At 61.9% G+C, this 26,217-nt stretch carries 23 protein-coding genes; 6 read left to right on the top strand and 17 right to left on the bottom strand.

What is annotated here, in order from left to right; translation table 11 throughout:
* Positions 1-12: 12 nt before the first annotated feature.
* Together ASE36_RS16925 and ASE36_RS16920 are read right to left on the bottom strand one after the other, a co-directional pair.
* Entirely contained in the window at positions 13-951 is a 939-nt protein-coding gene (locus tag ASE36_RS16925; RefSeq protein WP_062282358.1) for a LysR family transcriptional regulator, read from the bottom strand.
* Between the two features lie 2 nt (positions 952-953).
* A complete protein-coding gene (locus ASE36_RS16920) occupies positions 954-1,898 on the bottom strand; it encodes an L-lactate dehydrogenase (protein WP_062282821.1) in 945 nt (314 codons plus the stop codon).
* A 177-nt stretch (positions 1,899-2,075) separates the two neighbouring features.
* On the opposite strand from ASE36_RS16920, the gene ASE36_RS16915 reads away from it, so the two are divergent.
* The 4 genes from ASE36_RS16915 to ASE36_RS16900 all read left to right on the top strand — a co-directional run bounded on the left by ASE36_RS16915 (position 2,076) and on the right by ASE36_RS16900 (position 7,395).
* Positions 2,076-3,002 (top strand): LysR substrate-binding domain-containing protein, encoded by a 927-nt coding sequence (locus ASE36_RS16915; RefSeq protein WP_156378694.1) that lies wholly within the window; start codon positions 2,076-2,078, stop codon positions 3,000-3,002.
* A 101-nt stretch (positions 3,003-3,103) separates the two neighbouring features.
* Positions 3,104-4,528, top strand: a complete 1,425-nt coding sequence (locus tag ASE36_RS16910) for an aldehyde dehydrogenase family protein (RefSeq protein WP_062282355.1) — start codon at positions 3,104-3,106, stop codon at positions 4,526-4,528.
* A gap of 27 nt (positions 4,529-4,555) precedes the next feature.
* Positions 4,556-5,773, top strand: coding sequence for a mandelate racemase/muconate lactonizing enzyme family protein (locus ASE36_RS16905; protein ID WP_062282351.1), 1,218 nt, complete (start codon positions 4,556-4,558; stop codon positions 5,771-5,773).
* Positions 5,774-5,781: 8 nt separating this feature from the next.
* Complete coding sequence (locus ASE36_RS16900) at positions 5,782-7,395, top strand: GMC family oxidoreductase (protein ID WP_062282348.1); 1,614 nt, start codon at positions 5,782-5,784, stop codon at positions 7,393-7,395.
* Positions 7,396-7,461: 66 nt separating this feature from the next.
* Here the strand turns inward: ASE36_RS16900 and ASE36_RS16895 are convergent, their stop codons facing one another.
* From ASE36_RS16895 to ASE36_RS16865, 7 genes are all read right to left on the bottom strand, one after another.
* Positions 7,462-7,869: a F0F1 ATP synthase subunit epsilon gene (locus ASE36_RS16895; protein WP_062282344.1), complete on the bottom strand. Its 408-nt coding sequence runs from the start codon at positions 7,867-7,869 to the stop codon at positions 7,462-7,464.
* 68 nt (positions 7,870-7,937) lie between these two features.
* On the bottom strand, positions 7,938-9,401 hold the full coding sequence (gene atpD, locus ASE36_RS16890; RefSeq protein ID WP_062282341.1) for a F0F1 ATP synthase subunit beta: 1,464 nt from the start codon (positions 9,399-9,401) through the stop codon (positions 7,938-7,940).
* Between the two features lie 24 nt (positions 9,402-9,425).
* Entirely contained in the window at positions 9,426-10,304 is an 879-nt protein-coding gene (locus tag ASE36_RS16885; RefSeq protein ID WP_062282338.1) for a F0F1 ATP synthase subunit gamma, read from the bottom strand.
* 29 nt (positions 10,305-10,333) lie between these two features.
* Positions 10,334-11,863 (bottom strand): F0F1 ATP synthase subunit alpha, encoded by a 1,530-nt coding sequence (gene atpA / locus ASE36_RS16880; protein ID WP_062282335.1) that lies wholly within the window; start codon positions 11,861-11,863, stop codon positions 10,334-10,336.
* Entirely contained in the window at positions 11,863-12,429 is a 567-nt protein-coding gene (locus tag ASE36_RS16875; RefSeq protein WP_062282332.1) for a F0F1 ATP synthase subunit delta, read from the bottom strand. The genes atpA and ASE36_RS16875 overlap by 1 nt, the downstream gene beginning before the upstream one ends.
* Before the next feature lie 262 nt (positions 12,430-12,691).
* Complete coding sequence (locus ASE36_RS16870; protein WP_062282328.1) at positions 12,692-13,075, bottom strand: hypothetical protein; 384 nt, start codon at positions 13,073-13,075, stop codon at positions 12,692-12,694.
* 103 nt (positions 13,076-13,178) lie between these two features.
* Positions 13,179-15,392 carry a primosomal protein N' gene (locus tag ASE36_RS16865; RefSeq protein WP_062282327.1) on the bottom strand — a complete coding sequence of 738 codons (2,214 nt, stop codon included), beginning with the start codon at positions 15,390-15,392 and terminating at the stop codon, positions 13,179-13,181.
* Positions 15,393-15,548: 156 nt separating this feature from the next.
* Between ASE36_RS16865 and ASE36_RS16860 the strand changes: the two genes are divergently transcribed.
* Both ASE36_RS16860 and ASE36_RS16855 read left to right on the top strand, forming a co-directional pair.
* Positions 15,549-16,472 carry a tyrosine recombinase XerC gene (locus ASE36_RS16860; protein WP_062282323.1) on the top strand — a complete coding sequence of 308 codons (924 nt, stop codon included), beginning with the start codon at positions 15,549-15,551 and terminating at the stop codon, positions 16,470-16,472.
* Between the two features lie 74 nt (positions 16,473-16,546).
* Positions 16,547-17,641 (top strand): TraB/GumN family protein, encoded by a 1,095-nt coding sequence (locus tag ASE36_RS16855; protein ID WP_062282319.1) that lies wholly within the window; start codon positions 16,547-16,549, stop codon positions 17,639-17,641.
* A 9-nt stretch (positions 17,642-17,650) separates the two neighbouring features.
* Here the strand turns inward: ASE36_RS16855 and ASE36_RS16850 are convergent, their stop codons facing one another.
* From ASE36_RS16850 to ASE36_RS16815, 8 genes are all read right to left on the bottom strand, one after another.
* Positions 17,651-18,094, bottom strand: coding sequence for a DUF2867 domain-containing protein (locus ASE36_RS16850; protein WP_244474780.1), 444 nt, complete (start codon positions 18,092-18,094; stop codon positions 17,651-17,653).
* Positions 18,095-18,162: 68 nt separating this feature from the next.
* Positions 18,163-18,663, bottom strand: coding sequence for a cytochrome b (locus ASE36_RS16845; protein ID WP_062282312.1), 501 nt, complete (start codon positions 18,661-18,663; stop codon positions 18,163-18,165).
* A 126-nt stretch (positions 18,664-18,789) separates the two neighbouring features.
* Positions 18,790-20,196: a dihydrolipoyl dehydrogenase gene (gene lpdA / locus ASE36_RS16840; protein ID WP_062282309.1), complete on the bottom strand. Its 1,407-nt coding sequence runs from the start codon at positions 20,194-20,196 to the stop codon at positions 18,790-18,792.
* 24 nt (positions 20,197-20,220) lie between these two features.
* The gene (locus ASE36_RS16835; RefSeq protein WP_062282814.1) at positions 20,221-20,970 is read right to left on the bottom strand and encodes an SDR family oxidoreductase; all 750 of its coding nucleotides are present in this window, start codon (positions 20,968-20,970) and stop codon (positions 20,221-20,223) included.
* Positions 20,967-21,461, bottom strand: coding sequence for a hypothetical protein (locus ASE36_RS16830; RefSeq protein WP_062282305.1), 495 nt, complete (start codon positions 21,459-21,461; stop codon positions 20,967-20,969). The genes ASE36_RS16835 and ASE36_RS16830 overlap by 4 nt, the downstream gene beginning before the upstream one ends.
* An 8-nt stretch (positions 21,462-21,469) precedes the next feature.
* Entirely contained in the window at positions 21,470-21,883 is a 414-nt protein-coding gene (locus ASE36_RS16825; protein WP_062282302.1) for an MAPEG family protein, read from the bottom strand.
* 12 nt (positions 21,884-21,895) lie between these two features.
* Positions 21,896-23,125 (bottom strand): 2-oxoglutarate dehydrogenase complex dihydrolipoyllysine-residue succinyltransferase, encoded by a 1,230-nt coding sequence (gene odhB / locus ASE36_RS16820; protein ID WP_062282298.1) that lies wholly within the window; start codon positions 23,123-23,125, stop codon positions 21,896-21,898.
* A gap of 58 nt (positions 23,126-23,183) precedes the next feature.
* Positions 23,184-26,180, bottom strand: a complete 2,997-nt coding sequence (locus ASE36_RS16815; protein WP_062282295.1) for a 2-oxoglutarate dehydrogenase E1 component — start codon at positions 26,178-26,180, stop codon at positions 23,184-23,186.
* Positions 26,181-26,217 lie beyond the last annotated feature (37 nt).

Raw genomic sequence — 26,217 nt, 5'->3', positions numbered from 1 at the left:
ATCGGTCAGACCTCAGCTGGTCAATACGGCGCTTCCGTCACTCGATAGAAGATTTCTATCGAAGGCATTTGAGGCCGCCAGCAGGCGCGCCTCATGCAGTAGGCCGGAGACCAGCGGTGTGAAGGGCTCGCGATGGGTAGCGACTAGACCGACCAGATGCTCGGCCTCGGGTGCGGTGATCGGAATCATCCGGATCTCTTCGCCGAAGCCGAAGGATTCCGCCACATTTTTCGGCATGATCGAGGCCCATTTGCCCGTCCGGATATGGGAAAAGAGCACGATCATCGAATTGGATTCGAGCGTCGGCTTCGGCGTCACGCCCGCTTCCATCATATGCTGATTGATGATGCGGCGGTTCTGCATATCGGCGGTAAGCAGACAGAGCCTGAGATCGGCAACCTCGCCCCAGGTGACGCTATCGCGATCGGCAAGCGGCGTCCCGACACCGGTAATCAGGTGATAACGCTCCGAATAGAGGGGCACGCTGGTGACGCGCCCGAGCGGCTCGTTGTCGAGATAGGTGATGCCAGCATCGATCTCAAGGTTTTCAAGCAGGCTCAACACCTGCAACGAGGTACGCGACAACACGGAAAAAGTCACATCCGGATGGCGGGTCTGGAAGGGTTCGGTGAGCTTCTGCACCATGGCAAGCGCGGTGGGAATAACCGCGAGCCGGATATGACCAGCGAGGCCGCGCCGGGCGGCCCGCATCTCCTCGCGCATGGTGCGCGTATCGCCGACAATCCGCCGCGCCCATTCGAGCACCCGCTGGCCCTCCGGTGTCAGGCCCAGGAAGCGCGAGCCGCGCTGCACCAGCATGACGCCGAGCTGCTCCTCCAGCTGGCGGATGCCGGCCGACAGCGTCGGCTGCGTCACGCCGCATTCTTCTGCCGCGCGACCAAAATGCTGCTGGCGGGCGAGCGCGATGAAGAATTCCAGCTTGTCGATCATCGTTACGCGATTCCTTGAAGCGGCACGGCATCGGCCTGCTGCTTCAGCATCGACGCGCTGCGGTTCAGGGCCAGATATTCGGCCTCTTCCAGATCCGGAAAGAGGTCTGCCATCACCCCACCCGCGCCGATGACCCGCGGAATGGACAGGGCGACATCGTTGACGCCGGCAACCTCGGGGGTGGCGATCGACACCGTCAAAACATCGCGCTGATCGCCGGCAATGGCTTTTACGATGCGGGCGAGACCGGCGCCGATCCCGTAATAGGTGGAACCCTTGCCCTTGATGATCTTGTAGGCGGCGTTGCGGACCCCATCGTCGATTTCAGCGCGCACGGTTTCGGTAAGCGGCGACCCGACCTGAGCGGCAAAGGATGAAAGCGCCACGGAGCCGGCGCGTGCCGCCGACCAGGCGAGAACCTCGCTGTCGCCGTGTTCTCCGAGCACATAGGCATGCACGGATTGCGGCGAGATGCCGAGGTGCCGGCCAACCAGGCTGCGGAACCGGGCCGTATCGAGAATGGTGCCGGAGCCGATCACGCGTTGCGGGGAAATCCCCGACATGCGCGTGGTGATTTGGGTCATGATGTCGACGGGATTGGACGCGATCAGCAGGATCGCGTCGGGCACGACAGGCAGGACTTCGGCGAGCACCGCGTGGAAGACGAGCGCATTCCGGCCCAGCAGCTCAAGCCGCGTCTCGCCCGGTTTCTGACTGACACCCGCCGCCAGGATAACCACGCCGCAACTTTCCAGATCGCGGTAACTCCCGGCGTTGACGACGGTCGACGACATGAAGGGCACGGCATGGGCGATGTCCTCTGCCTGGGCAACAGCCAGCGCCGAGTTCTGGTCGACGAGCACGATCTCGTTGGCAATCCCCATCAGCGAAAGGGCATAACCTGCGGAGCTTCCCACCATGCCTGCGCCGACGATCCCGACCTTCATACCAATTTCCCTCGCATCCGGCGCGGCCGGATCCATATCCGGTTATCTCACCGGCTGCGGACCGCTTGCAACCGCTTTTGAAAGTCACGACCGGCACAGCGCCAGAATTCGGTTGGCGCGCGCCTGCCTGCTCTGATTATATGCAGGCTAATAATCGAATGCGCCTGTGGAGTGACGATGCGAAGACTGCCCGCGCTATCGGCGATGAAGGTGTTCGAAGTGGTGGGCCAGACCCGCAGCTTTACGCGCGCCGCTGAGCTGTTGCACCTGACGCAAAGTGCAGTGAGCCGGCAGGTTCGCAATCTTGAGGACCAGCTGGGCGAGCCGCTGGTGATCCGCCGGCATCATCACCTGGAGCTGACACCCTCCGGCATGGAACTGCTGGCCTCCCTGCAGCAGGCGTTTCATAATGTCGAGCTCACTGTCCGCAACATCATGGAGAAGAGCAATCCGCAGCGGCTGCGGGTGAACGTTCCCCCGACCTTCGCCAAGCGTTGGCTGATGCCGCGCCTTGCAAGCCTGCGCAGTTATCTGCCCGGCATCGATCTCAGCATCACGACCGACCTCACCGATAATCTCGCGGAACGCGGTATTCTCGACTGCGCCATCCGTTTCGGCGACGGCGAATGGCCGGCGATGACAGCCGAACGGCTGATGACGGAGCGCCATATCGCCGTCTGCGCGCCTCAGCTCCTCCCGGCGGGCAAGAACTGCGGCACTGTCGACCTCTCCAGGTTCACCTTTCTCCATGTGCTTGCCTCTGCCGATCAACGTTATCTGACATGGCAGCGCTGGCTCGACGCGGCGGACCTTGGCCAGACCGACACGCGGGGCGGGCTTGAGTTCGACTTGCTCGACCTGGTGATCGAGGCCGCCTGCAGCGGACTGGGCGTTGCCGTCGCCGACCGGTCCATGGTGGCGCCGCTCATGCAGGCGGGACAATTGGTGCAGGTTCTCGATGTGGAGGTCGAAGGGCACGAGTCCTACTGGCTGGTGACACGGGCGGATCAGCCGGCCATCGGCCACGTCAAGGCCTTCCACGCATGGCTGCGCTCCGAATTGGCACGCGACGACCTGCCGCGCCTTCATGTTGCCACAGGCTGAAACATTCGTTTTTCGAATGCTCTGACCGAGAATAACTCGCTTGCGAAGCGGAAGCCGCAGCGCCCTACTGGCAGACAAAATCTGCTGCCGGAGCGTTGCCTATGCCTACTTTCCGCAATTTCATCGGAGGCTCCTTCCAGGAGCCCGGCACGAGCGAAACGATCGAGGTGCGCAATCCGGCCACCGGTCAGGTCTTCGCCGCTGTTCCCGCTGCCACCGAGGCGGAAGTCATCGCCGCTGTTCGCCAAGCTGCCGAGGCACAGAAACCCTGGGGACGGCTACCGGCCATCGAACGCGGCAATGCGCTGCGCCGTCTGGCCGATATCATCGAGGCTAATGCCAGCCGGATCGGCGAGGCTCTTGCCAAGGAATCGGGAAAAAGCGTCGCAGACGCCACAGGTGAGGCGATCTACGGCGTCGAACTGATGCGCTATCACGCCGAATGGGCCCGCCGTATCGAAGGCGAGGTGATCGAGAGCGACACCCCGGACGAAACCCTGATGCTGAAGCGCGCGCCGATCGGCGTCGTTGCCTGCCTCATCCCCTTTAATTTTCCGATCTACACGCTGGTCCGCAAGATCGCACCGGCCCTGATTGCCGGCAATGCCGTGGTGGTCCGCCCGTCGAACGACACGCCGACCTCCGCCTTCGTCTTTGCGGAATGCATCGCGGAAGCCGGCCTGCCAGCCGCTCTGGTCAATATCATGACCATGACCCACGACGTGGCGGAGGTGATGTGCAAGCGCCGCGACGTCGGCATGATCACTCTGACCGGGAGCGTTGCGGCTGGTCAGGTCGTGCTCGACTATTGCAAGGCCAATATCGCCAAACCCTCGCTGGAGCTGGGTGGCAAGACACCTGTGATCGTTGAGCCGGATGCCGATCTCGACGTCGTCACCCGCAGTGTACTGGCAGCAAAGACCGCCCATTGCGGCCAGGTCTGTACTTCGGTGGAACGTCTCTACGTGCACGCCTCCGTTCACGGCGACCTTTTGGAGCGGCTGAAAACAGCCTTTGCCGCTTGCCGCTTCGGCGACCGGTTGGTGCATCCCGATCACATGGGACCGCTTGCCAATGCCGCCGCCCGGCTTCGCGTGCATCACATGGTCGAGCGAGCCCAGGCGGAAGGCGCAACGGTCGAGACCGGCGGCTATCTGCCGGAAGGAGATGGATACTTCTATCCGCCGACGCTGCTCTCGGGCTGTCACCAGTCGATGGAGATCGTTCAGGAAGAGGTCTTCGGGCCGGTGTTGGCCGTCATTCCCTACACCGAATTCGACGAAGCTCTCGCGATGGCGAGCGATCATCAGTTCGGCCTCGCCTCGGTGGTCTTCTCCGAAAGCTATCGCAAGGTAATGAAGGCGGCGAACGAGATCGAGGCAGGCGAACTCTATATCAACCGCTTCCCCGCCGATCCCTATCAGGGCTACCACGCCGGCTGGAAACGGTCGGGCCTCGGCGGCGACGACGGCAAGCACGGCATGCTGGAATTCACCCAGACACGCCTCATCATTCTCAAACACTGACCCTCGCGCGGCCCCAAGGGAATAGCCATGAAGATCACCTCGCTTCAGACATACGTCGTCGCCACCCCCGCCCCGCATATCGGCGGCATGTATTGGATCTTCGTCGAACTGGAAACGGCCTGCGGCATCAGGGGCGTGGGCGAGATCTATTCAACGGCCTTCCATCCCTCGGGCATCGCCATGCTGGTGGAAGACGTATTCGCCCGCTACCTCGATGGCCACGATCCGCATCAGATCGAACGCTTTTGGCGTGCCGCCTATTCGAGCGGCTTCACCCAGCGCCCGGACCCGACCATGGTCGGCATCATCTCTGGGCTTGAAATCGCCTGCTGGGATGTCATTGGCAAGGCGGCCGGTCGTCCGGTGGCCGATCTGCTCGGCGGCACCGTGCACGAGAAGCTGCGTGCCTATACCTATCTCTATCCGAAAGACGCCAACGGCGAATACGACTACAACGATCCAGGTCTCGCCGCAGAAGAAGCGATCCGCATGGTGGATGCCGGCTTCACGGCGGTGAAATTCGACCCGGCAGGCCCCTATACCAACTATTCCGGCCACCAGTTGTCATTGCCTGTCATGGATCGCTGCGAGGAGTTCTGCCGAAAGATCCGCGACGCGATCGGCAACCGGGCGGACATCCTGTTCGGCACCCATGGCCAGATGGTCCCCTCCTCCGCGATCCGGCTTGCCAAGCGGCTGGAAAAATATGATCCGCTCTGGTTCGAGGAGCCCGTCCCCCCCGGACAGGAGGCGGCCATGGCGGAAGTAGCCCGCGCCACCTCCATCCCCGTCTCCACAGGCGAACGCCTGACGACCAAATACGAATTCCAGAGAGTATTGCAGCTTGGCTCGGCCTCGATCCTGCAGATGAATGTCGCACGCGTCGGCGGCTTGCTGGAGGCGAAGAAAATCGCCGGGATGGCCGAGTCCTTTTATGCGCAGATTGCGCCACATCTCTACAATGGCCCCGTGGGTGCAGCCGCGAGCATCCAGCTGTCGACCGCGACCCCCAATTTCCTGATCCATGAGGCCATCATGGATTTCGGAGGCTTCCATGCCGAGGTGCTGAAGACCAAGCTCGCCTTTGACGACGGGTATCTCATTCCCTCGCGCGAACCGGGTCTCGGCATCGAACTCGACCACGACGTAATCGCCCGCCACACGCCCTATACCGGCAACCGGCTGCATCTTCAGATGGCGCCGGACCCTGTCGACGTGAAGGCCTTCGCGCCGGCCAAGGGTTGAGCACACCGATGGAATTCGATTTCGTCATCGTCGGCGCCGGCTCGGCCGGCTGCATTGTCGCCAGTCGTCTGAGTGAGAGCGGCCGCTACAGCGTTCTCCTAATCGAAGCGGGCGGGGAGGACAAATCCTTCTGGTTCAAGATCCCGGTCGGATACGCCAAGAGCTACTACAATCCGAAGGTCAACTGGATGTATCGGACCGAGCTGGAGACGGAGCTCGGCGGACGACGGATCTATGCCCCGCGAGGCAAGGTCCAGGGCGGCTCGGGCTCGATCAATGCGATGGTTTTCGTGCGGGGCGACCGGAGCGATTTCGACGACTGGCGAGACGCCGGCAATCCCGGGTGGGCTTTTGATGACGTCCTTCCCTATTTCCGCAAGCTGGAAACCCATGCTCGCGGCGAAAGCCAGTGGCATGGCGGCGACGGGCCGATCCATGTCACGCCCATGCGCGGCGGGACCCATCCCGTCAGCGATGCCTTCCTTGAAGCCTGCAATGAACTTGGGCTGCCGGCAAACGGGGATTTCAACGGCGCGACCGTCGAGGGCGCCGGGGTCTATGACATCAACACACGCCGCGGCCAACGCTCCCATTCGAGCGCGGAATATCTGAGACCCGCTCTGCGCCGCGGGTCCGTCCACATCGAGCGCAATGCCCATGCGACCCGAGTGGTGCTCGGTTCAGATGGCAAAGCCCAGGCCGTGGAGGTCGTTCAAAATGGGCAGGTGCGAACCTTCCATGCCCGCCGGGAGGTCATCCTCTCGGCAGGTGCGGTCGATACGCCGAAACTGCTGCAGCTTTCCGGCATCGCCGACGGGTCCGCGCTTGGGTCCTTGGGGATCCAGACCCAGCATCACCTGCCGGCGGTGGGACAGAATCTGCAGGACCACCTCTGCGCCAGTTTCTATTACCGCTCGAAACAGCCGACGCTGAACGGCGACTTCGCCAGCCTGATCGGTCAGGCAAAATTCGGCCTTGCCTACCTGTTGAGACGCAGCGGCCCCTTCGCCATGAGCGTCAACCAGGCGGGTGGTTTCTTCCGGGGCCGACCCGAGGAAGCGCGGCCGAACATCCAGCTCTACTTCAACCCGCTCTCCTACCGTATTCCCGACAACCCCCGCGCCGGACTGACACCGGAGCCCTATCCGGGCTTCCTCATGGCCTTCAACGCCTGCCGTCCGACAAGCAGGGGGACCGTGAGCATCGCATCGCCGGATCCGTTTTCGGCACCCCAGATCCGGCCCCATTATCTGACGACGGACCGGGACATCGAGGAGGTCTTGCAGGGCAGCCGGCTGATGCGGACTATAGCGTCTCAACAGGCACTCCAGTCCTGGATCCAAGACGAAGTATCGCCTTCGGCCAGTGCTGACAGCGACGAAAAGCTGCTGGACTACTTCCGCCACAACAGTGGCTCGATCTACCATCTCTGCGGCACCTGCCGCATGGGACCGGATGCGGAGGGCGCCGTCGTCGATCACCGCTTGCGGGTACATGGCGTTCCCGGTCTACGCATCGTCGATGCCTCGGTCTTCCCGAATATCACGGCCGGCAACATCAATGCGCCGACGATGATGGTGGCAGAGAAGGCAGCAGCCATGATCCTCGAAGATCTGCGCTAAGGCGCAAAACGACAAAAGCCGGATCAAGGATCCGGCTTCATCAAATGCGTCGACGTAAGGTCAGATTTAAGCTGCGACCAGAACGCCGTTCAGGTTGGTCAGTTCAGCCAGATACTGCTCAAGGCGGGTGCGGTGCTCGTGATGCTCGACGCCGTCGAGTTCCTTGCGGGCTTCGTCGATGCGCTTGGTGAGCGTATCGGGGGCGATCTCGGCGAGCGGTACGGCCGATTCGGCAAGCAGCGTGCAGCCGGTCGGCAGGACGTCGGCGAAACCGCCGAAGACGACGTACTTGGTGACCTGACCGGAAGCGAGCTTCACGCTGATGATGCCCGGCTTGATCGTGGTCATGGTCGGCGCATGATTGGCCATGACGGTCATTTCGCCATCCGTTGCCGGAATCACGACTTCGCTCACCTGGGCGGAGAGCAGCAGCCGCTCGGGCGAAACGAGCTCAAAGTTGAAATTGTCGGCCATGATCGTTCACTCTCTCATGAAGGGAGGAGCGGCACGCGGGGTTAACTCCGCGTGCCGGCGTTCCATTCTCAGGCGGCTTCCGCAGCCAGGCGCTTGGCCTTTTCGATGGCTTCTTCGATCGAACCGACCATGTAGAAGGCGGCTTCCGGAAGATGGTCGTAGTCGCCGTTGACCAGACCCTTGAAGCCCTTGATCGTGTCTTCGAGGGCAACCAGCTTGCCCGGCGAACCGGTGAAGACTTCGGCAACGAAGAACGGCTGCGACAGGAAGCGTTCGATCTTACGAGCGCGAGCAACGGTCTGCTTGTCGTCTTCCGACAGTTCGTCCATGCCCAGGATCGCGATGATGTCCTGCAGGGCCTTGTAGCGCTGCAGCGTCGACTGAACCTTACGAGCCACTTCGTAGTGCTCTTCGCCGATGATCATCGGGTCGAGCATACGCGAAGTCGAGTCGAGCGGGTCAACAGCCGGGTAGATACCCTTTTCGGCGATCGAGCGCGACAGAACGGTCGTTGCGTCCAAGTGGGCGAACGAGGTGGCCGGAGCCGGGTCGGTCAAGTCGTCGGCGGGAACGTAGATGGCCTGAACCGAGGTGATCGAGCCCTTGGTCGTGGTGGTGATGCGTTCCTGCATCTGACCCATGTCGGTCGCAAGCGTCGGCTGATAACCAACGGCCGACGGGATACGGCCGAGCAGAGCCGACACTTCGGAGCCTGCCTGGGTGAAGCGGAAGATGTTGTCGACGAAGAACAGAACGTCCTGGCCCTTGTCGCGGAAGTCTTCAGCGATCGTCAGACCGGTGAGAGCGACGCGAGCACGGGCGCCCGGCGGTTCGTTCATCTGACCGTAAACGAGAGCGGCCTTGGAGCCTTCGCCACCGCCGTGCTTGTTAACGCCCGACTCGATCATTTCGTGGTAAAGGTCGTTGCCTTCGCGGGTACGTTCACCCACGCCAGCGAACACGGAGTAACCGCCGTGTGCCTTCGCGACGTTGTTGATCAATTCCATGATGAGAACGGTCTTGCCGACGCCGGCGCCGCCGAACAGGCCGATCTTACCGCCCTTGGCGTAAGGAGCCAGAAGGTCGACGACCTTGATACCGGTGACCAGAATCTGGGCTTCGGTCGACTGTTCGACGTAAGCCGGGGCTTCCTGGTGGATTGCGCGGCGGCCTTCAGTTACCAGCGGACCAGCTTCGTCAACCGGCTCGCCGATGACGTTCATGATGCGGCCGAGCGTTTCCGGACCGACCGGAACCGAGATCGGAGCGCCCGTGTCGGTCACCGGCTGGCCACGAACGAGACCTTCGGTCGAGTCCATGGCGATCGTGCGAACCTGGTTTTCGCCAAGGTGCTGCGCGACTTCAAGAACGAGGCGGTTGCCGCCGTTGTCGGTCTCGAGAGCGTTCAGGATCGGCGGCAGTTCGCCGTCGAACGCGACGTCAACGACGGCGCCGATAACCTGAGTGACCTTACCGCGAGCACCGGCTGCGGACGTCACCGCCTGAGACTTGGGGGTAGCTGCCTTAGCCATTTGTCTTACCCTCTTTCCTTAACCTCAGAGCGCTTCCGCGCCCGAAATGATTTCAATGAGTTCCTTGGTGATCTGGGCCTGGCGCTGACGGTTGTAGGACAAGGTCAGCTTGTTGATCATTTCACCAGCATTGCGCGTCGCATTGTCCATGGCGCTCATCTTGGCGCCCATTTCACCAGCAACGTTTTCGAGCAGGGCCCGGAAGATCTGAACCGAAATGTTGCGCGGGATCAGATCCGTGAGGATCGCCGACGCATCCGGCTCGTATTCATAAAGCGCAGTCGCGCCCGTCTCCGAAACCGCAGCCGGCGGAGCCGCCGGAACGAGTTGGAGAGCGGTCGGAACCTGGCTGATCACCGACTTGAACTCGGCGTAGAACAGCGTGCAGACATCGAACTCGCCGCGGTCGAACATGCCGATGACCTTGCGGCCAATGGCATCCGCATTGACGAATCCCATGCGCTTGACGTCGCGCAGATCGACGCGTTCGACGATCATGCCGCCGAATTCGCGACGCAGGCTGTCGTAGCCCTTCTTGCCGACGCAGAAGAATTTGACCGTCTTGCCGGCAGCCAGCAGCTTGCGCGCATGGTCACGAGCGAAACGGGAGATCGACGAGTTGAAACCGCCGCAAAGACCACGCTCCGCAGTGCACACGACGAGCAGATGCACGTCGTCCTTGCCGGTGCCCGTCATCAGACGCGGTGCGCTGTCGTCCGTGCCGACCGCCTGTGCGATATTGGCCAGGACGACGCCCATGCGCTGCGAATAGGGACGCGCAGCCTCGGCCGCTTCCTGGGCGCGACGCAGCTTCGCCGCGGCGACCATTTTCATCGCCTTGGTGATCTTCTGCGTCGCCTTGACGGAGGCGATCCGGTTTTTCAGATCCTTAAGTGAAGGCATCCGTTATCCGTCCTTGGCTTGAGCCTGAATTAGGCGAAGTTCTTGGCGAAGGTATCGAGAGCGGCCTTGAGCTTGCCCTTGGTATCGTCGCTGATCGCCTTTTCGGTGCGGATGGCGTCGAGGATCGCCTTGCCTTCCGAATGGAGGTAGGAGAGCAGGCCCTGTTCGAACTTGCCAACCTGGTTGACGGCGATCTTGTCGAGATAACCGTTCACGCCGGCGAAGATCACGGCAACCTGTTCTTCCGTCTTGAGCGGCGAGAACTGCGGCTGCTTCAGGAGTTCCGTCAGACGGGCACCACGGTTCAGCAGGCGCTGGGTGGCGGCATCAAGGTCGGAACCGAACTGGGCGAAGGCGGCCATTTCGCGATACTGGGCGAGTTCACCCTTGATCGAGCCGGCAACCTGCTTCATCGCCTTGACCTGAGCGGCCGAACCAACGCGCGAGACCGACAGACCGACGTTAACAGCCGGACGGATACCCTGATAGAACAGGTCGGTTTCGAGGAAGATCTGGCCGTCGGTGATCGAGATCACGTTGGTCGGAATGAAGGCAGACACGTCGTTGCCCTGGGTTTCGATGACCGGCAGAGCGGTCAGCGAGCCGGCGCCAGCAGCGTCGCCCATCTTGGCAGCGCGCTCGAGAAGACGCGAATGCAGGTAAAAGACGTCACCCGGATAAGCTTCGCGGCCCGGCGGACGACGCAGAAGAAGCGACATCTGACGGTAAGCGACAGCCTGCTTGGACAGGTCGTCATAAGCGATCAGGGCATGCTTGCCATTGTCGCGGAAGTATTCGCCCATCGCGCAACCGGCGAACGGTGCGAGATACTGCATCGGAGCCGGGTCGGATGCGGTGGCAGCGATAACGATCGAGTACTGCAGGGCGCCGCGCTCTTCGAGTACCTTGACGAACTGGGCAACGGTCGAACGCTTCTGACCGATAGCAACGTACACGCAGTACAGCTTGTCGTTTTCCGCGCCGCTGTCGTGGACGGCCTTCTGGTTGAGGAAGGCATCAAGGATGATGGCGGTCTTGCCGGTCTGACGGTCACCGATAACCAGCTCGCGCTGGCCGCGGCCAACCGGGATCAGAGCGTCGATGGCCTTGAGGCCGGTCGACATCGGCTCATGAACCGACTTGCGCGGGATGATGCCCGGAGCCTTGACGTCAACGCGCGAACGCTTCGCAGCATTGATCGGGCCCTTGCCGTCGATCGGGTTGCCGAGTGCGTCGACGACGCGGCCGAGCAGTTCCGGACCGACCGGAACGTCAACGATGGCGCCGGTCCGCTTGACGATGTCGCCTTCCTTGATGCCACGGTCGGCACCGAAGAGAACCACACCGACATTGTCGGCTTCGAGGTTGAGCGCCATGCCGCGGATGCCGCCCGGGAACTCGACCATTTCGCCGGCCTGAACATTGTCGAGGCCGTAGACGCGGGCGATACCGTCACCGACGGACAGAACCTGACCGACTTCGGAGACTTCCGCCTCTTTGCCGAAGTTCTTGATTTGATCTTTCAGAATTGCGGAAATTTCCGCGGCGCGGATATCCATCAGCCAACCTCTTTCAGTGCAAGCTTAAGGGTGGAAAGTTTGGTGCGAAGGGACGTGTCGATCTGGCGGGAGCCGACCTTGACGATCAGGCCGCCAAGCAGGGAGGGATCGACCGTAACAGAGATCGAGACTTCCTTGCCGGTAACGCCCTTCAGCGCCGCCTTCAGTTCGGTTTCCTGCTCAGCCGAAAGGGCGTGAGCGGAGGTAACATCAGCCGTGACCTCGCCCTTGTGGCGGGCAACGGCCTGGCGATAGGCAGCCACCATGCCGGAGACGGCAAACAGGCGGCGATTGCCGGCAACGACCTTGAGGAAGTTCAAGACCAGCGCGCTGAACCCGGCCTGCTGGCCGATCGCGGTGATGGCATTGACCTGATCCTCGGCCGTGAAAACGGGAGACAGGACGAGGCGCTTCAGATCGGCGCTCTCGTCGATCATCGCCTGGAAACGGTTGAGATCGGCCGAGACCGCGTCAAGCGCACCGGCTTCGAGCGCAAGCTCGAAAAGCGACGATGCGTAACGCTCGGCCACGCCGGAAATCACTTGGGATGCGTCTGCCACGGGCAAAAAATTCCCTGATCTTGACCCAGGACGCTCAACACCTCGAAGGAGGCTCGGCAAGACCCTGAAATCGTTTTGTTTTCCTCAAAAACACAAGCAGGTTACGCTTGCGTTTTCCGAATTTCGCGGTTCGTCTAGCATAGCATATCCGGACTCGCAACACGCGTATTAACGGTTTGCTCCTTCAGAGCAAGGCCTCGGGCCGAAATTTGTCCAAATCTGCGTCAAATTGGCGGGATCGCTCGTTCCGAGCAAGCTTTGCCAATCTTTATGTCAGACCAAAGACATAGGCGAGCGTGAGCACGGCCAGCACTATCTCCACAACCAGGAAGAGCATGTTGCGCCACGTGCCCCCATGGTCCGACATGATGGACAGGATGCGGGCGAAGGCGGCAAGGGCGAGCGCTGCACCAAAGGCGAGATAGACAGTCGGCTGGGCGAGCAATAGGGCGGTGCCGGAAAATCCGACGATCAATCCGCCGGCAGAACGCGTGGCACCCAAGCCTTCCGGTCGATCACCCGCCGTGGTGAGACCAAGCAGTTTCAGCGTCAGCCCCGGTGCAAACAGAACGAAGCACCCGATGAGCGCTGCGGCGGTAGCAGCGAGAAAAGCCAGTTGCTCGCCGGTTTCGGTGGGAAAGTAGAACTCCATTGATGATCCTGAGGTGAAGGAGAAGTCGCGCGGCTTATGCCACAATTCCATGGCGCGGGGTATCGCCTTTAAGGACTTTTCTCACCCGGCACCGGCAGGGGAATCAGAGGAAGCTCTGGGGATCCACATCCACCTGCACCTGGATCGAGCGGCGTTCTTTCGGCCCCCTCTCCAGAAGACCCCGAACAAATGCCTGCATGTCGCTGCTGCGGCGCCCATGCACGAGCAGACGGAAGCGGTGACGGCCCCGGATCAGCGCCAGCGGTGCTTCGGCCGGCCCGAGAATGGTAATTCCCGATTCGACTGGCGCCGTCTGTCGAAGTGCCCGGGCATGGCCCTCGGCCTCCGCTCGGGTATCGGCGGAAACGATGATCGACACCAGCCGTCCATAGGGGGGCAATTGCGCCCGCTCCCGTTCGATGATCTCCCGCTCGTAAAAGGCTGTGGCATCGCCGGAGACGAGTGCCTGCATCACCGGATGTTGTGGCTGGAAGGTCTGCATCAGCCCGAGGCTCTTGCGCCCCGTGCGCCCGGCGCGGCCGGTGACCTGGGAGAGAAGCTGGAAAGTGCGTTCAGCCGCGCGCGGATCACCATTCGACAACCCGATATCGGCGTCGATGATGCCAACCAGCGTCATCAGCGGGAAATTGTGGCCTTTGGCAACGAGCTGCGTGCCGATGACGATATCCGCCTCGCCGTTGGCGATCGCCTCCAACTCAAGCCGCAGCCGCTTCACCCCGCCGAGGTCGGACGACAGCACCAGCGTGCGCGCCTCCGGGAAATGCTTCTCGACCTCTTCGGCGATACGCTCCACGCCGGGGCCGCAGGCGACGAGATGGTCGAGTGTCCCGCATTCCGGGCAGGCATTCGGCGTCGGCTCGTGATAGCCGCATTGATGGCACTGGATCTGGCCCCGGAAGCGGTGCTCGACCAGCCAGCTCGAACATTGCGGGCACTGGAAACGGTGGCCACAGACCCGGCAGAGCGTCAGCGGCGCATAACCGCGCCGGTTGAGGAAGAGCAGTGCCTGCTCCCCGCGCTCCACGGCCTTGCCGACGGAGCGCAACAGGATCGGCGACAGGAAACCGCCGCGCTCGGGCGGATGCCGGCGCATGTCGATGAGATGCAGGTCAGGCATAGCAGCATCGGCAAAGCGCGTGGGCAGGTGGATGCGATGATAACGCCCTGCAATACAGTTCACCTGGCTTTCCACCGAAGGCGTGGCGGACACCAGCACTACGGGAAAGCCGGCGATCCGGGCGCGCACCACGGCCATGTCACGCGCATTATAGAAGACGCGGTCTTCCTGCTTGAAGGCCGGGTCGTGTTCTTCGTCGACGATAATCAGCCCGAGGTTTTCAAACGGCAGGAACAGCGCCGAGCGCGCACCGGCAACGACCCGGATCTCGCCGGTCGCCGCCTGGCGCCAGACCTTTTCGCGCGTCCGCGTTGCCAGATCCGAATGCCATTCGCCAGGCTTTGCGCCGAAGCGGTCCTGAAAGCGTTCAAGGAAGTTTGCGGTGAGCGCAATTTCAGGCAGCAGGATCAGCACCTGCTTGCCCTGTTTCAGCGTTTCCGCAATCGCCTCGAAATAGACCTCTGTCTTGCCCGAACCGGTGACACCATCGATGAGGGAGACGGAAAAGCCGCCATTGCGGATCTGCTCGCGCAACTCGTCTGCCGCCTCAAGCTGCGGTCCCGCCAGACGATGCTCGGCATAATCGGGGTCCGGGGCAGCGACGATCGGCGGGGGCGGCAGGAACACCTGCTCGAACACGCCCTGCTTGGCGAGACCGTCGATGACGCTGGTGGAAACGCCCGTCGCATGCGCGAGACCACTCTTGGTCCAGGACAGCCCGTCGCTGGCGAGTGCCAAGACCTTCTGCCGGGCAGGCGTCATCTTCTCCGGCTGGTAGCCGCTGTAGCGAAGCCCCTCGATCATCGGCTCCGGATCAAGGGCAGCCGGCGCGCGCAAGGCCATGCGGGCGACGTAACCCGGCGGCGACAGCGTGTAGCTCGCGACCCAGTCGAGAAAGCTGCGCATGTCGCGATCAAGCGGCGGGCAGTCGAAGACCTTGGTGATCTCGCGTAGCTTCTTCGGATCGACGGTCGAGCCGTCTTCACCGTCCCAGACGATGCCAACCACCTGGCGGGGGCCAAGCGGCACCTGGACGATCGCGCCCGGCTCGACCGTGACACCATCGGGCACGGCATAGCTATAGGCGGTGGGTGCCGGCATGGGCACCAGCACCGGCACGACCTTGCGGCGCGGACTGTCGAAGAGTTCGCCGAAAAGGGTGTTCGAATCGTCCTTCATCGGCGTGCAACTTGCCCCCGCCGGCCCGGAAAGGAAACAGCCGATTGCAGAGGGATAAGGTGATCCCCGGCGAAGGCATGCATGGACGTTAGGGCTTCGGTAACCCTCTGGCGGCATCGTGAGCGGTCAGATCCTCGAAAAACCCAAGGCCTCATCGTGATCCCGGCAGACGAACGACTTCTTGGCGAGCGGGCGGCCTGGCTCGACAGGCTGGGCGCAGAACGCCGCCTGTCCGGCAACACGCTGGAGGCCTACGAGCGCGACACGCGTCAGTTCCTGCAATTCCTCTCCGGCTACATCGGCGGCACGGTGCGTCTGGACGATGTGAAGGATCTGCGGCCTGCGGATCTTAGATCCTTCCTCGCCTCTCGCCGCAAGGAAGGAGCCGGCGCCCGCTCTCTCGGACGCCATCTCGCAGGCCTCAGGTCATTCCTGCGCTTTCTGGAGCGCAAGGGCCTGGTCAATGCGGCCGGCGCGACGGCCATTCGCTCCCCGAAGCAGCCGAAGTCGCTGCCAAAACCTTTGTCCGGCAGCCAGGCCGTGGCGGTAGTCGACCTGAATACCCAGATGAATGAAGAGCCCTGGATCGCTGCCCGCGATGCCGCCGTTCTCTCTCTTCTCTACGGCTGCGGTCTGCGCATCTCCGAAGCGCTTGACCTGACGCCCTCCGCCTTCCATGCCAAGGCCACCAGTCTTCGCGTCACCGGCAAGGGCGGCAAGACGCGGCTGGTGCCGCTTTTGCCCGTGGTCGGCGAGGCCGTCGACACCTATCGCAAGCTCTGCCCCTATCATCTGGATGAGGTGGAGCCGCTGTTTCGCGGCGCCCGTGGCGGGAAGCTGCAGCCGGCGATCATCCAGCGCGAGATGCAGCGCCTGCGCTCGGCCCTCGGTCTTCCCGATTCGGCCACGCCCCATGCGCTGCGCCATTCCTTTGCCACTCATCTGCTCGGAGGCGGCGGTGATCTGCGCACCATTCAGGAACTGCTCGGTCACGCCAGCCTTTCGACGACGCAGATCTATACAGGCGTCGACAGCGCCCGTCTCCTCGACGTCTACGACCGAGCTCATCCTCGCGCCTGAACCGCGTTAACCACAATCATTAAGCGAACGTGAGGATCGGCGCCCCTATTGTCCCGATCCACACAGGAGATGTCATGAACACGCACCGCTTCTTTCCGCTGCGATCCGATCTGCCGCGCCCGTCTGCGGCTGATCTGCTGCTCTGGCTCGTCGGTGCGCTGCCGCTCTTCTTGCTTGCCGTATTGGTGACCACAGTCCTTTCTCTTTCGCCGGCCCAGGCTGCCAGCGAAATCGCATGCAGCGGTCAGAACCTCCTAACCGTCATGGAGAAAGAAAATCCGGCAGAACTGAAGAAGATACGGTATGAAGCAGCAAAGGTGCCGAACGGAAAAGGCATCTTTTGGAAGATCGAAAAGGCGGGACTTGCGCCCTCTTGGCTTCTCGGTACCATGCACGTCACTGACCCGCGCGTCCTCACAATGCCATCCGGCGCACGCGAGGCGGCGGCTGCCGCCGATGCCGTGGTGATCGAATCAGACGAGATCCTCGATGAGCAGAAGGCGGGCGCGACGCTGCTCATGCATCCCGAACTCACCATGTTTACTGACGGCACCAGCATCAAAGACCACCTTGATGCCGACGATCTGAAAACGCTGGAGGCCGGCCTCAAGGAGCGGGGCCTGGCGCTCGGCGCAGTCTCACGGATGAAGCCCTGGATCCTCGCCAGTTTCGTCGCTCTGCCGGCCTGCGAGATGTCGCGTAAGGCGGCCGGTGCATCCTTCCTCGACAAGCAGATTGCAGAAGACGCGGTGAAGGCCGACAAAAAAGTGGTGGGGCTCGAAACCATGGTCGAGCAATTGCAGGCCATGGCGGATCTGCCGGTCGATTTCCACTTCCAGGCGCTGATCGAAACCATCGCGCTCGGCGACAAGATGGAAGACGTCACCGAAACCATGACCGATCTTTATCTGGATGGCGAGATCGGCATGACCATGCCAATGCTGAAGGCCGTCGCGCCGACGCAAGAAGGCGGCGATGAAAGCGCCTATGCCGCTTTCGAGGATCGCATCGTGCGCGACCGCAACCTCGTGATGGCCAAGGGGAGCCTGCCGCTGCTGGAAAAGGGCAATGCCTTCATTGCCGTGGGTGCCTTGCACCTGCCAGGTGAAGAAGGCCTGGTCGAACTCTTCCGCAAGCAGGGCTTCACCGTCACACGCGTTGCCGGCTGATCTTCGACCTCAGTCCAGCCGTGCCAGAATGGTGCGGACAATCAGCTTGTGGAATGGCGTGATCGCGAGGATATAGAACCGACCGAACAGATTGTGCCGCTCGACAAGGGTTGTGATAGCGACTTTGCGCGTTTGCGAGCCCGTGGGCGCGACGTCAAGCACAATACGGAAGTCAAGATGGCTGTCATCAAATCCGAGCACAACCTGCTCGTCACGAGCGCTGACAACTGGGAACGCGCCCACGCGCTCCCCGTCCGCTATCGCAAGTTCGGCGGATTTCAGTCCGAACAGAGCGACGATGCGATTGCGAAGCGCCAGGAGGAGGTGCACCCAACGGGGCGAACTCCCAAACAGGCGGTGCGCCAGTTCGAGCGCGCTTTCTGCCCTTGGATCTGTTGTGATGACGTAACGATCGGCCCAATCCGCCGAACGCAGCGCCGGATGGGGCAGCATCACGTGTTCAAGATATGGCTTCGACATGCAACGCCCCCGAGGTTCGGCCACCCCGGAGGCGCCAGCTTTCAGCCTTTGGTCATACGCTGCGCAATTGGGGTCTTCCAGTAGAACTGGTGCACCAGCACTGCGGCAATGTGAACCACGATCAGCACCCACATCACAAGCTTGAGCGGGCCGCCATGAAGCTCGCCGGCGAGATCGTTGCCAAAATAGTATTTGCCGATGCCACTAAGCGGCAGGAGCACGAACAGCGTATAGAAACTCCAATGGGCAATCTTCGCCGCGAGCCGCAGCACCGGAGGCTCCTCGGGCGGCGCATCAGGCGCCCCTCGCGTCAGGCGAACCGCGAGCCGGATCAAGCCGAGACAGAGCACGGCAATGCCGACATAGGCATGGACGTTCGCAAAGGTCAGATCCTCGGGCGACGGCACTTCACCACGCTCATAGGCTTCGACCGCCTCTTCCATGGCGTCCGAAAAGATGAGGTTGAACAGGATGAGAAGAGCCATGGCCCAGTGAAGGGCCTTCTGCAGGATGGAATAGGATGTGGGAGCGATCGCGGGCATGGTTTGCCTTTCGTCAATTGGGAAAGAGGCAGTACCTGCGCATGATAAAGACCGCCGCTTGGGGAGCAAGCGACGGTCTTCAATCTTACCAAAATATAATGGAGACCGTACCAGGTCCGCGACGAATTACATGTGCAGGGGCTTGAAGAAGGTCGCGAGCGCGGCTTCCTTGACGGCTTCCGACATGGTCGGGTGCGCATGGCAGGTGCGGCCAAGATCTTCCGACGAACCGCCGAACTCCATCAGCACGGCCGCCTCGTGAATCATCTCGCCGGCACCGAGACCGATGATGTGCACGCCGAGCACGCGATCCGTCTCCTTGTCGGCCAGAACCTTCACAAAACCGTCCTGGGCCTGCATGGCGCGTGCGCGGCCATTGGCCGTGAACGGGAACTTCCCGACCTTGTAGGTAACACCTGCAGCCTTGAGCTCTTCCTCGGTCTTGCCGACGGAGGCCACTTCCGGCTGGGTGTAGACCACGCCCGGGATGACCTCGTAGTTCACATGGCCATGCTGGCCGGCGAGAATTTCGGCAAGCGCCACGCCTTCGTCTTCCGCCTTATGGGCAAGCATGGGGCCCTTGACCACGTCACCGATGGCATAGATGCCGGCAACGTTCGTGCGGTAATGTCCGTCGATTTCGACGCGTCCGCGATTGTCGAGCGCAACGCCGGCACCTTCAAGCCCGAGGCCAGCCGTATAGGGCTTGCGGCCGGTGGCGACGAGAACGACATCGGCTTCGAGCGTCTGGGCCTCACCGCCCTTGACCGGCTCGAACGTGACCTTGGCGCCGGCACCCGTCTTTTCAACACCGGTGACCTTGGCGCCGAGATTGAACTCGATGCCCTGCTTGGCGAGGATGCGCTGGAACTGCTTGGAGACTTCGCCGTCCATGCCGCCCAGGATCGTGTCGAGATATTCGACGACGGTCACCTTGGCGCCGAGGCGCGACCACACCGAGCCGAGCTCAAGGCCGATGACGCCGCCGCCGACAACAATCATCCTGCCCGGTACCTTTTCAAGCGCGATGCCGCCGGTCGAGGAGACGATGATCTTTTCGTCGATATCGACGGCAACACCCGGAATGCCGGCGACGTCGGAGCCGGTGGCAATGACGATGTTCTTGGTCTCGAGAACCTGAACTTCGCCCTTGTCATTGGTGACTTCGACCTTGCCGGCCGAGAGGATCTTGCCGGTGCCCTGAATGCCATCGATCTTGTTCTTCTTGAACAGGAAGGCGACGCCCTCGACGTTGGACTTCACCGTCGCATCCTTGTGCGCCATCATCTTCGGCAGGTTCAGCGTCGGCGCACCGACCTCGACGCCGAGGTCAGCCATGCCATGAGCCGCATGGTGGAAGACTTCCGACGCGTGCAGCAGGGCCTTGGACGGGATGCAGCCGATGTTGAGGCAGGTGCCGCCATAGGTGGCGCGCTTTTCGACGACGGCAACCTTCAGGCCGAGCTGGGCGGCCTTGATGGCGCAGACATAGCCGCCGGGGCCCGAACCGATAACGATGACATCATAAGACATGAGATTTTCCTTCGTTTTCGGCGGTTAACGACCGCCGCTGACATTCAAGATGGCGCCCGTGACATAGGAGGCCTGAGGAGAAAGGAGATAAATTGCGCTGTCAGCCACCTCGTCGGCCGTTCCAGGCCGCTGCATCGGGACCATGGGCGCCAGATCGCGCGCCCGGTCCGGCAGTCCGCCGGAGGCATGGATGTCGGTGTCGATGATGCCGGGGCGGATGGCATTGACCCGGATACTTTCGGTGGCAACCTCGCGGGAAAGCCCCACAGTAAACGTATCGATTGCAGCCTTGGCAGCGGCGTAATCGACATATTGGCCCGAGCTGCCGAGGATAGCGGCCATGGAGGAGATATTGACGATCACACCACCCTTGCCGCCATGCCTCGTCGACATGCGCTTCACGGCCTCGGAGGCACAGCGGATCTTGCCGATGACATTGACGGCGAACATCCGGTCGAGCCGCGCCCGGTCGAAATCCTCGACCCGTCCGGTCTGGTCAACGACGCCGGCATTGTTGACCAGGGCGTCCAGTCGGCCACGGCGATCAACGGCGGCAAAGATCGCGGCGATCCCTTCTTCGGTCGCCGTATCACCCTGAACGATTTCGGCTTTGGCACCGACTGTCTGGCAGTCTGCCGCCACGGCCTCTGCAGCCGCCTTGTCGGACCGATAATTGACCAGCAGGTCGTAACCCTGAGCAGCAGCTTTCCTACAGACTGCAGCGCCGATGCCTCGGCTGCCACCGGTCACGAGGAGGAGGGGACGGCTTGTCATGCGGCACATCCCTTGAATTCGAAGACATCCCACGGGCTCGTTTCCAGCCCCTTGCCCGCCGACGAGGCGATGACGGACGGACCGAAGCCCGGCAAGAGGAGCGCGTCGGGTGCATCCGCACCTTCCGGCGGCAACAGATCGACATGGCCGGTCTTCGTGTCGATCCCGTAGACGATACCCTTCCAGACCGTGCAGGCGGCGAGGTCCGCACCCGTCACGTCACCTTCCGGGCAGTTGTTCATCAGCATGCCGACGGGCCGTTCGATCTCCGCATCGTACATGACGTAGCCATTAAGTTTGAGCTTGCCGATTGTCGTGGAGAAGCCGTGGGTAACGGGCGTGTTCTCGCCGCTTGCAGCCTCAAACACGAGTTCGAGGCCGGTTTCGGCTTCCCTGTAAGTGGCTTTTTCGATCCGGCAGTCAGCAGCCAGGGCCGCATAGGGCAGTGCGAGCGCAGCAAGCAGAACAGATGCTCCGACAGTCGCGCCCATGCCTCACCTCAAAACGCCAGCGCGAGGAACATAAGGCCGAGGCCGACCATGGAGCCGGTCCAGACCAGCGAGCGGACATAGGGGATGCCGCCCAGATAAAGAGGGTAGTAGACAATGCGCCCGACGAACCAGACGATGGCACCGATCAAACCGAGGCCCGAGGTTTCTCCGGTGAAAAGCAGGCCCGCGGCAAGTGCCACAAAGGCGGGATAGGTTTCACGGAAGTTGGAAGACGCCCGGGCAGCACGGCCGGCGAGCTTGCCCGCCGGCTGCTTGTTGTCGTCCCGGGGGCCGGCATTCCACTTCGCCCCTAGCTCCTTGGTGGCAAGCACGCCCTGAAGCAGGATATGCGCGACCAGAAGCACCACGCTCCAGGCAAGGAGCAGGACGAGCGGCGAGGCGGAAGCGGATACCGGCTCCATAATGAGGTCTCCTTAGAGATCGAGAACCAGACGTTCCGGATCTTCGAGGCTTTCCTTGACGCGGACGAGGAAGGTGACGGCTTCCTTGCCGTCGACGATCCGGTGGTCATAAGAGAGCGCGAGATACATCATCGGACGGATGACGATCTGGCCGCCGACCACGACCGGGCGCTCCTGGATCTTGTGCATGCCGAGGATACCCGACTGCGGCGCATTCAGGATCGGCGAGGACATCAGCGAGCCATAAACGCCACCGTTCGAGATGGTGAAGGTGCCACCCTGCATATCGGCCATGGAAAGCTGACCGTCACGAGCAGCCTTGCCGAGGCGGCCGATTTCTTTCTCGATACCGGCGATCGACATCTGGTCGGCATCGCGTACGATCGGAACGACCAGGCCTTTGTCCGTGCCGACGGCAACGCCGATGTGGCAGTAGTTCTTGTAGATGATGTCGGTGCCGTCGATTTCGGCGTTGACGGCCGGCAGTTCCTTCAGCGCATGCGTGACGGCCTTGGTGAAGAAGCCCATGAAGCCGAGCTTCACGCCATGCTTCTTCTCGAAGATGTCCTTGTAGCGGTTGCGCAGATCCATGACCGCCTTCATGTCCACCTCATTATAGGTGGTGAGCATGGCAGCGGTGTTCTGGGCGTCCTTGAGGCGCTTCGCAATCGTCTGACGCAGACGGGTCATCTTCACGCGTTCTTCGCGCGATGCGTCGTCGGCCGAAGAGGCCGGACGCGGAGCAGCAGGAGCAGCAGCCGGAGCCGGTGCAGCAACGCCCTTGGCGATGGCGGCGAGTACGTCGCCCTTCAGAACCTGGCCGCGCTTGCCCGAGCCCTCGACGTCAGACGTCGAAATGTTGTTGTCGGCAGCAACCTTGGCAGCAGCCGGAGCAGCCGGCATGGCAGACGGTGCGGCCGGAGCAGCGGCAGCCGGAGCAGGCGCTGCAGCAGGGGCCGGTGCGGCGGCAGGTGCCGGCGCGGCAGCACCGGCAGAACCGGCAGCGCCTTCTGCGATCTGGCCGAGCAGCGCACCGAGGCCGACGGTTTCGCCGTTCTGGGCAACAATTTCAGTCAGAACGCCGGAGACCGGCGACGGAACTTCAACCGTGACCTTGTCGGTTTCCAGCTCGACGAGCGGTTCGTCGGCCTTGACGGTGTCGCCGACCTTCTTGAACCAGGTGCCGATGGTGGCTTCGCTGACGGATTCGCCGAGGGTGGGTACGCGGATTTCAGTGGCCATGATCTCAATTCCGTTGGTCAGAGAACGTTTCGGTCTGCAAGGAGTGTGACTGGGCGGATCAACCGCCCAGTGCGTCCTCAAGGAAGGCTTCAAGCTGGGCGAGGTGCTTCGACATCAGGCCGGTTGCCGGCGATGCGGCAGCCGGACGGCCGGTATAGCGCACGCGCTGGTACTTGGCGTCGATATGGGCGAGCACCCATTCCAGATAGGGATCGATGAACGACCAGCCGCCCATGTTCTTCGGCTCTTCCTGGCACCAGACCATCTCCGCATTGCGGAAGCGGGAGAGCTCGTTGATGAGCGCCTTGGCCGGGAACGGATAGAGCTGTTCGATGCGCAGCAGATAAATGTCGTCGATGCCGCGCTTCTCGCGCTCTTCCAGCAGGTCGTAATAGACCTTGCCGGAGCAGAGAACGACGCGACGGATCTTGGCATCCTTCTGCAGCTTGATCGGGCCATCCTTGATGACTTCGGCGTCATCCCACAGCAGACGGTGGAACGAGCTTTCGCCAGCCATCTCGGCCAAGCTAGACGTTGCACGCTTGTGGCGCAGCAGGGACTTCGGCGTCATCAGGATCAGCGGCTTGCGGAAGTCGCGCTTCACCTGACGGCGCAGGATGTGGAAGTAGTTCGCCGGCGTGGTGACGTTGGCGACCTGCATGTTGTCTTCGGCGCACATCTGCAGCCAGCGTTCGAGACGGGCCGACGAGTGTTCCGGACCCTGGCCTTCATAGCCATGCGGCAGCAAGCAGACGAGACCCGACATGCGCAGCCACTTGCGTTCGCCCGACGAGATGAACTGGTCGAAGACGACCTGTGCACCGTTGGCGAAGTCGCCGAACTGTGCTTCCCAGAGGGTCAGCGCATTCGGGCGGGCCAGCGAATAGCCATATTCGAAGCCCAGCACGGCCTCTTCCGACAGCATCGAATTGATGACTTCGTAGCGAGCCTGGGTCGGCGCAAGGTTTGCGAGCGGGATATAGCGCTCTTCGGTTTCCTGATCGTAGAGAACCGAGTGACGCTGCGAGAAGGTGCCGCGTTCGCAATCCTGGCCCGACAGACGGATTTTGTGGCCATCAACCACGAGCGAACCAAAGGCGAGTGCTTCGCCCATGGCCCAGTCGATACCTTCACCGGTCTCGATCATCTGCGCCCGGTTTTCCATGAAGCGCTGGATGGTGCGGTGGGCCTTGAAGCCTTCAGGAATGGTCGACAACTTGCGGCCAATCTCCTTCAGCTGCTTCATCGGCATGGCGGTCTTGCCGCGACGCTGCTCATCGGCATTGTCGGCGGTCCTGAGACCCGACCAGGCACCATCGAGCCAGTCAGCCTTGTTCGGCTTGTAGCTCTGGCCAGCCTCGAACTCCTGTTCGAGATGAGCGCGCCAGTCGGCCTTCATCTTTTCCAGTTCGCCTTCGGTGATCAGACCTTCCGCGATCAGACGTTCGCCGTAGATCTGCACGACCGTCTTGTGGGCGCGGATCTCCTTGTACATCTTCGGCTGCGTGAAGGAGGGCTCATCACCTTCGTTATGACCGAAGCGGCGATAGCAGAACATGTCGACAACGACAGGCTTGTGGAACTTCATGCGGAATTCGGTCGCGACCTTGGCCGCGTAGACGACCGCTTCCGGGTCATCACCGTTCACATGGAAGATCGGTGCCTCGATCATCTTCGCGACATCAGAGGGATAAGGCGACGATCGCGAGAAGGCCGGGTTCGTGGTGAAGCCAATCTGGTTGTTGATGATGACATGCAGCGTGCCGGCGACGCGGTGACCGCGCAGGCCGGACAGACCGAGGATTTCAGCCGTCACACCCTGGCCGGCAAACGCCGCATCGCCGTGCAGGAGAAGCGGCAGAACCTTGGCACGCTCCTTGAGCGGGATGACGTCGCCGTCCCAGACCTTGGCGAGCTGGTCCTGCTTGGCACGGGCCTTGCCCATCACGACAGGGTTGACGATTTCCAGATGCGACGGATTGGCCGTCAGCGAAAGGTGGACCTTGTTGCCGTCGAACTCGCGATCCGAGGAAGCGCCGAGATGGTACTTGACGTCACCGGAGCCCTCGACTTCGTCGGGCTTGAAGGAGCCGCCCTTGAACTCGTGGAAGACCGCGCGATGGGGCTTGTGCATGACGTTGGTCAGAACGTTCAGACGGCCGCGATGGGCCATCCCGAGTACGACCTCTTCAAGGCCGTCCTGGCCGCCACGCTTGATGATCTGTTCGAGCGCCGGGATCAGCGATTCACCACCATCGAGGCCAAAGCGCTTAGTGCCCTTGTACTTAACGTCGATGAACTGCTCGAAGCCTTCGGCCTCGATGAGCTTCTGCAGGATCGCCTTCTTGCCGTTCGGCGTGAATTCGACGCCCTTGCCGGGGCCTTCGATGCGCTCCTGGATCCAGGCCTTCTCTTCCGGATTGGAGATATGCATGAACTCGACGCCGAGCGTCGAGCAATAGGTCCGCTGCAGGATATCGAGCATCTGCGGGATCGTGGCGTATTCCAGACCCAGCACGTTATCGATGAAGATCTTGCGGGTGTAATCGGCTTCGGTGAAACCGTAATTGCTTGGCGAGAGTTCGTTGTAGTCTTCGACCGGCGCTGCCAGACCAAGAGGGTCCAGCTTCGCATGCAGGTGACCGCGCATGCGATAGGCGCGGATCATCATGATGGCGCGGACCGAATCGCGGGTTGCCTGCAGAACTTCGGCTTCCGAGACCGGCTTGCCGACAGTGGCAGCCGTAGCTTCAGCCTTGGCCTGAACCTTCTTCTCGATGACCTTTTCGACAACACCCCAGTTGCCGTCCAAAGCGGAGACGAGATCGCCGCCTTCTGCGATCGGCCAGTTCTTGCGCTGCCAGGAGGCGCCCTTGGCGGCCTTCTTCACGTCGGTCGGATTGTCGGCCAGTGCCTTGAAGAAGGCCCGCCACTCGTCGGAAACCGACGAGGGATCTTCTTCATACCGTGCGTAAAGCTGTTCGATATAGGCAGCGTTCTGACCGTCGAGAAAGGACGTGATCAGAAACTGCTCGTTGGCTTCTTGCCTACCCATGGTGTTTCGCGAGCGTCTCTGCTCGCCTCCCGACTAG

The sequence above is a fragment of the Rhizobium sp. Root274 genome, from assembly GCF_001429245.1.
In the GTDB taxonomy this organism is placed as follows: Bacteria; Pseudomonadota; Alphaproteobacteria; order Rhizobiales; family Rhizobiaceae; genus Allorhizobium.
This window is presented reverse-complemented; position numbering and strand designations above follow the sequence as displayed.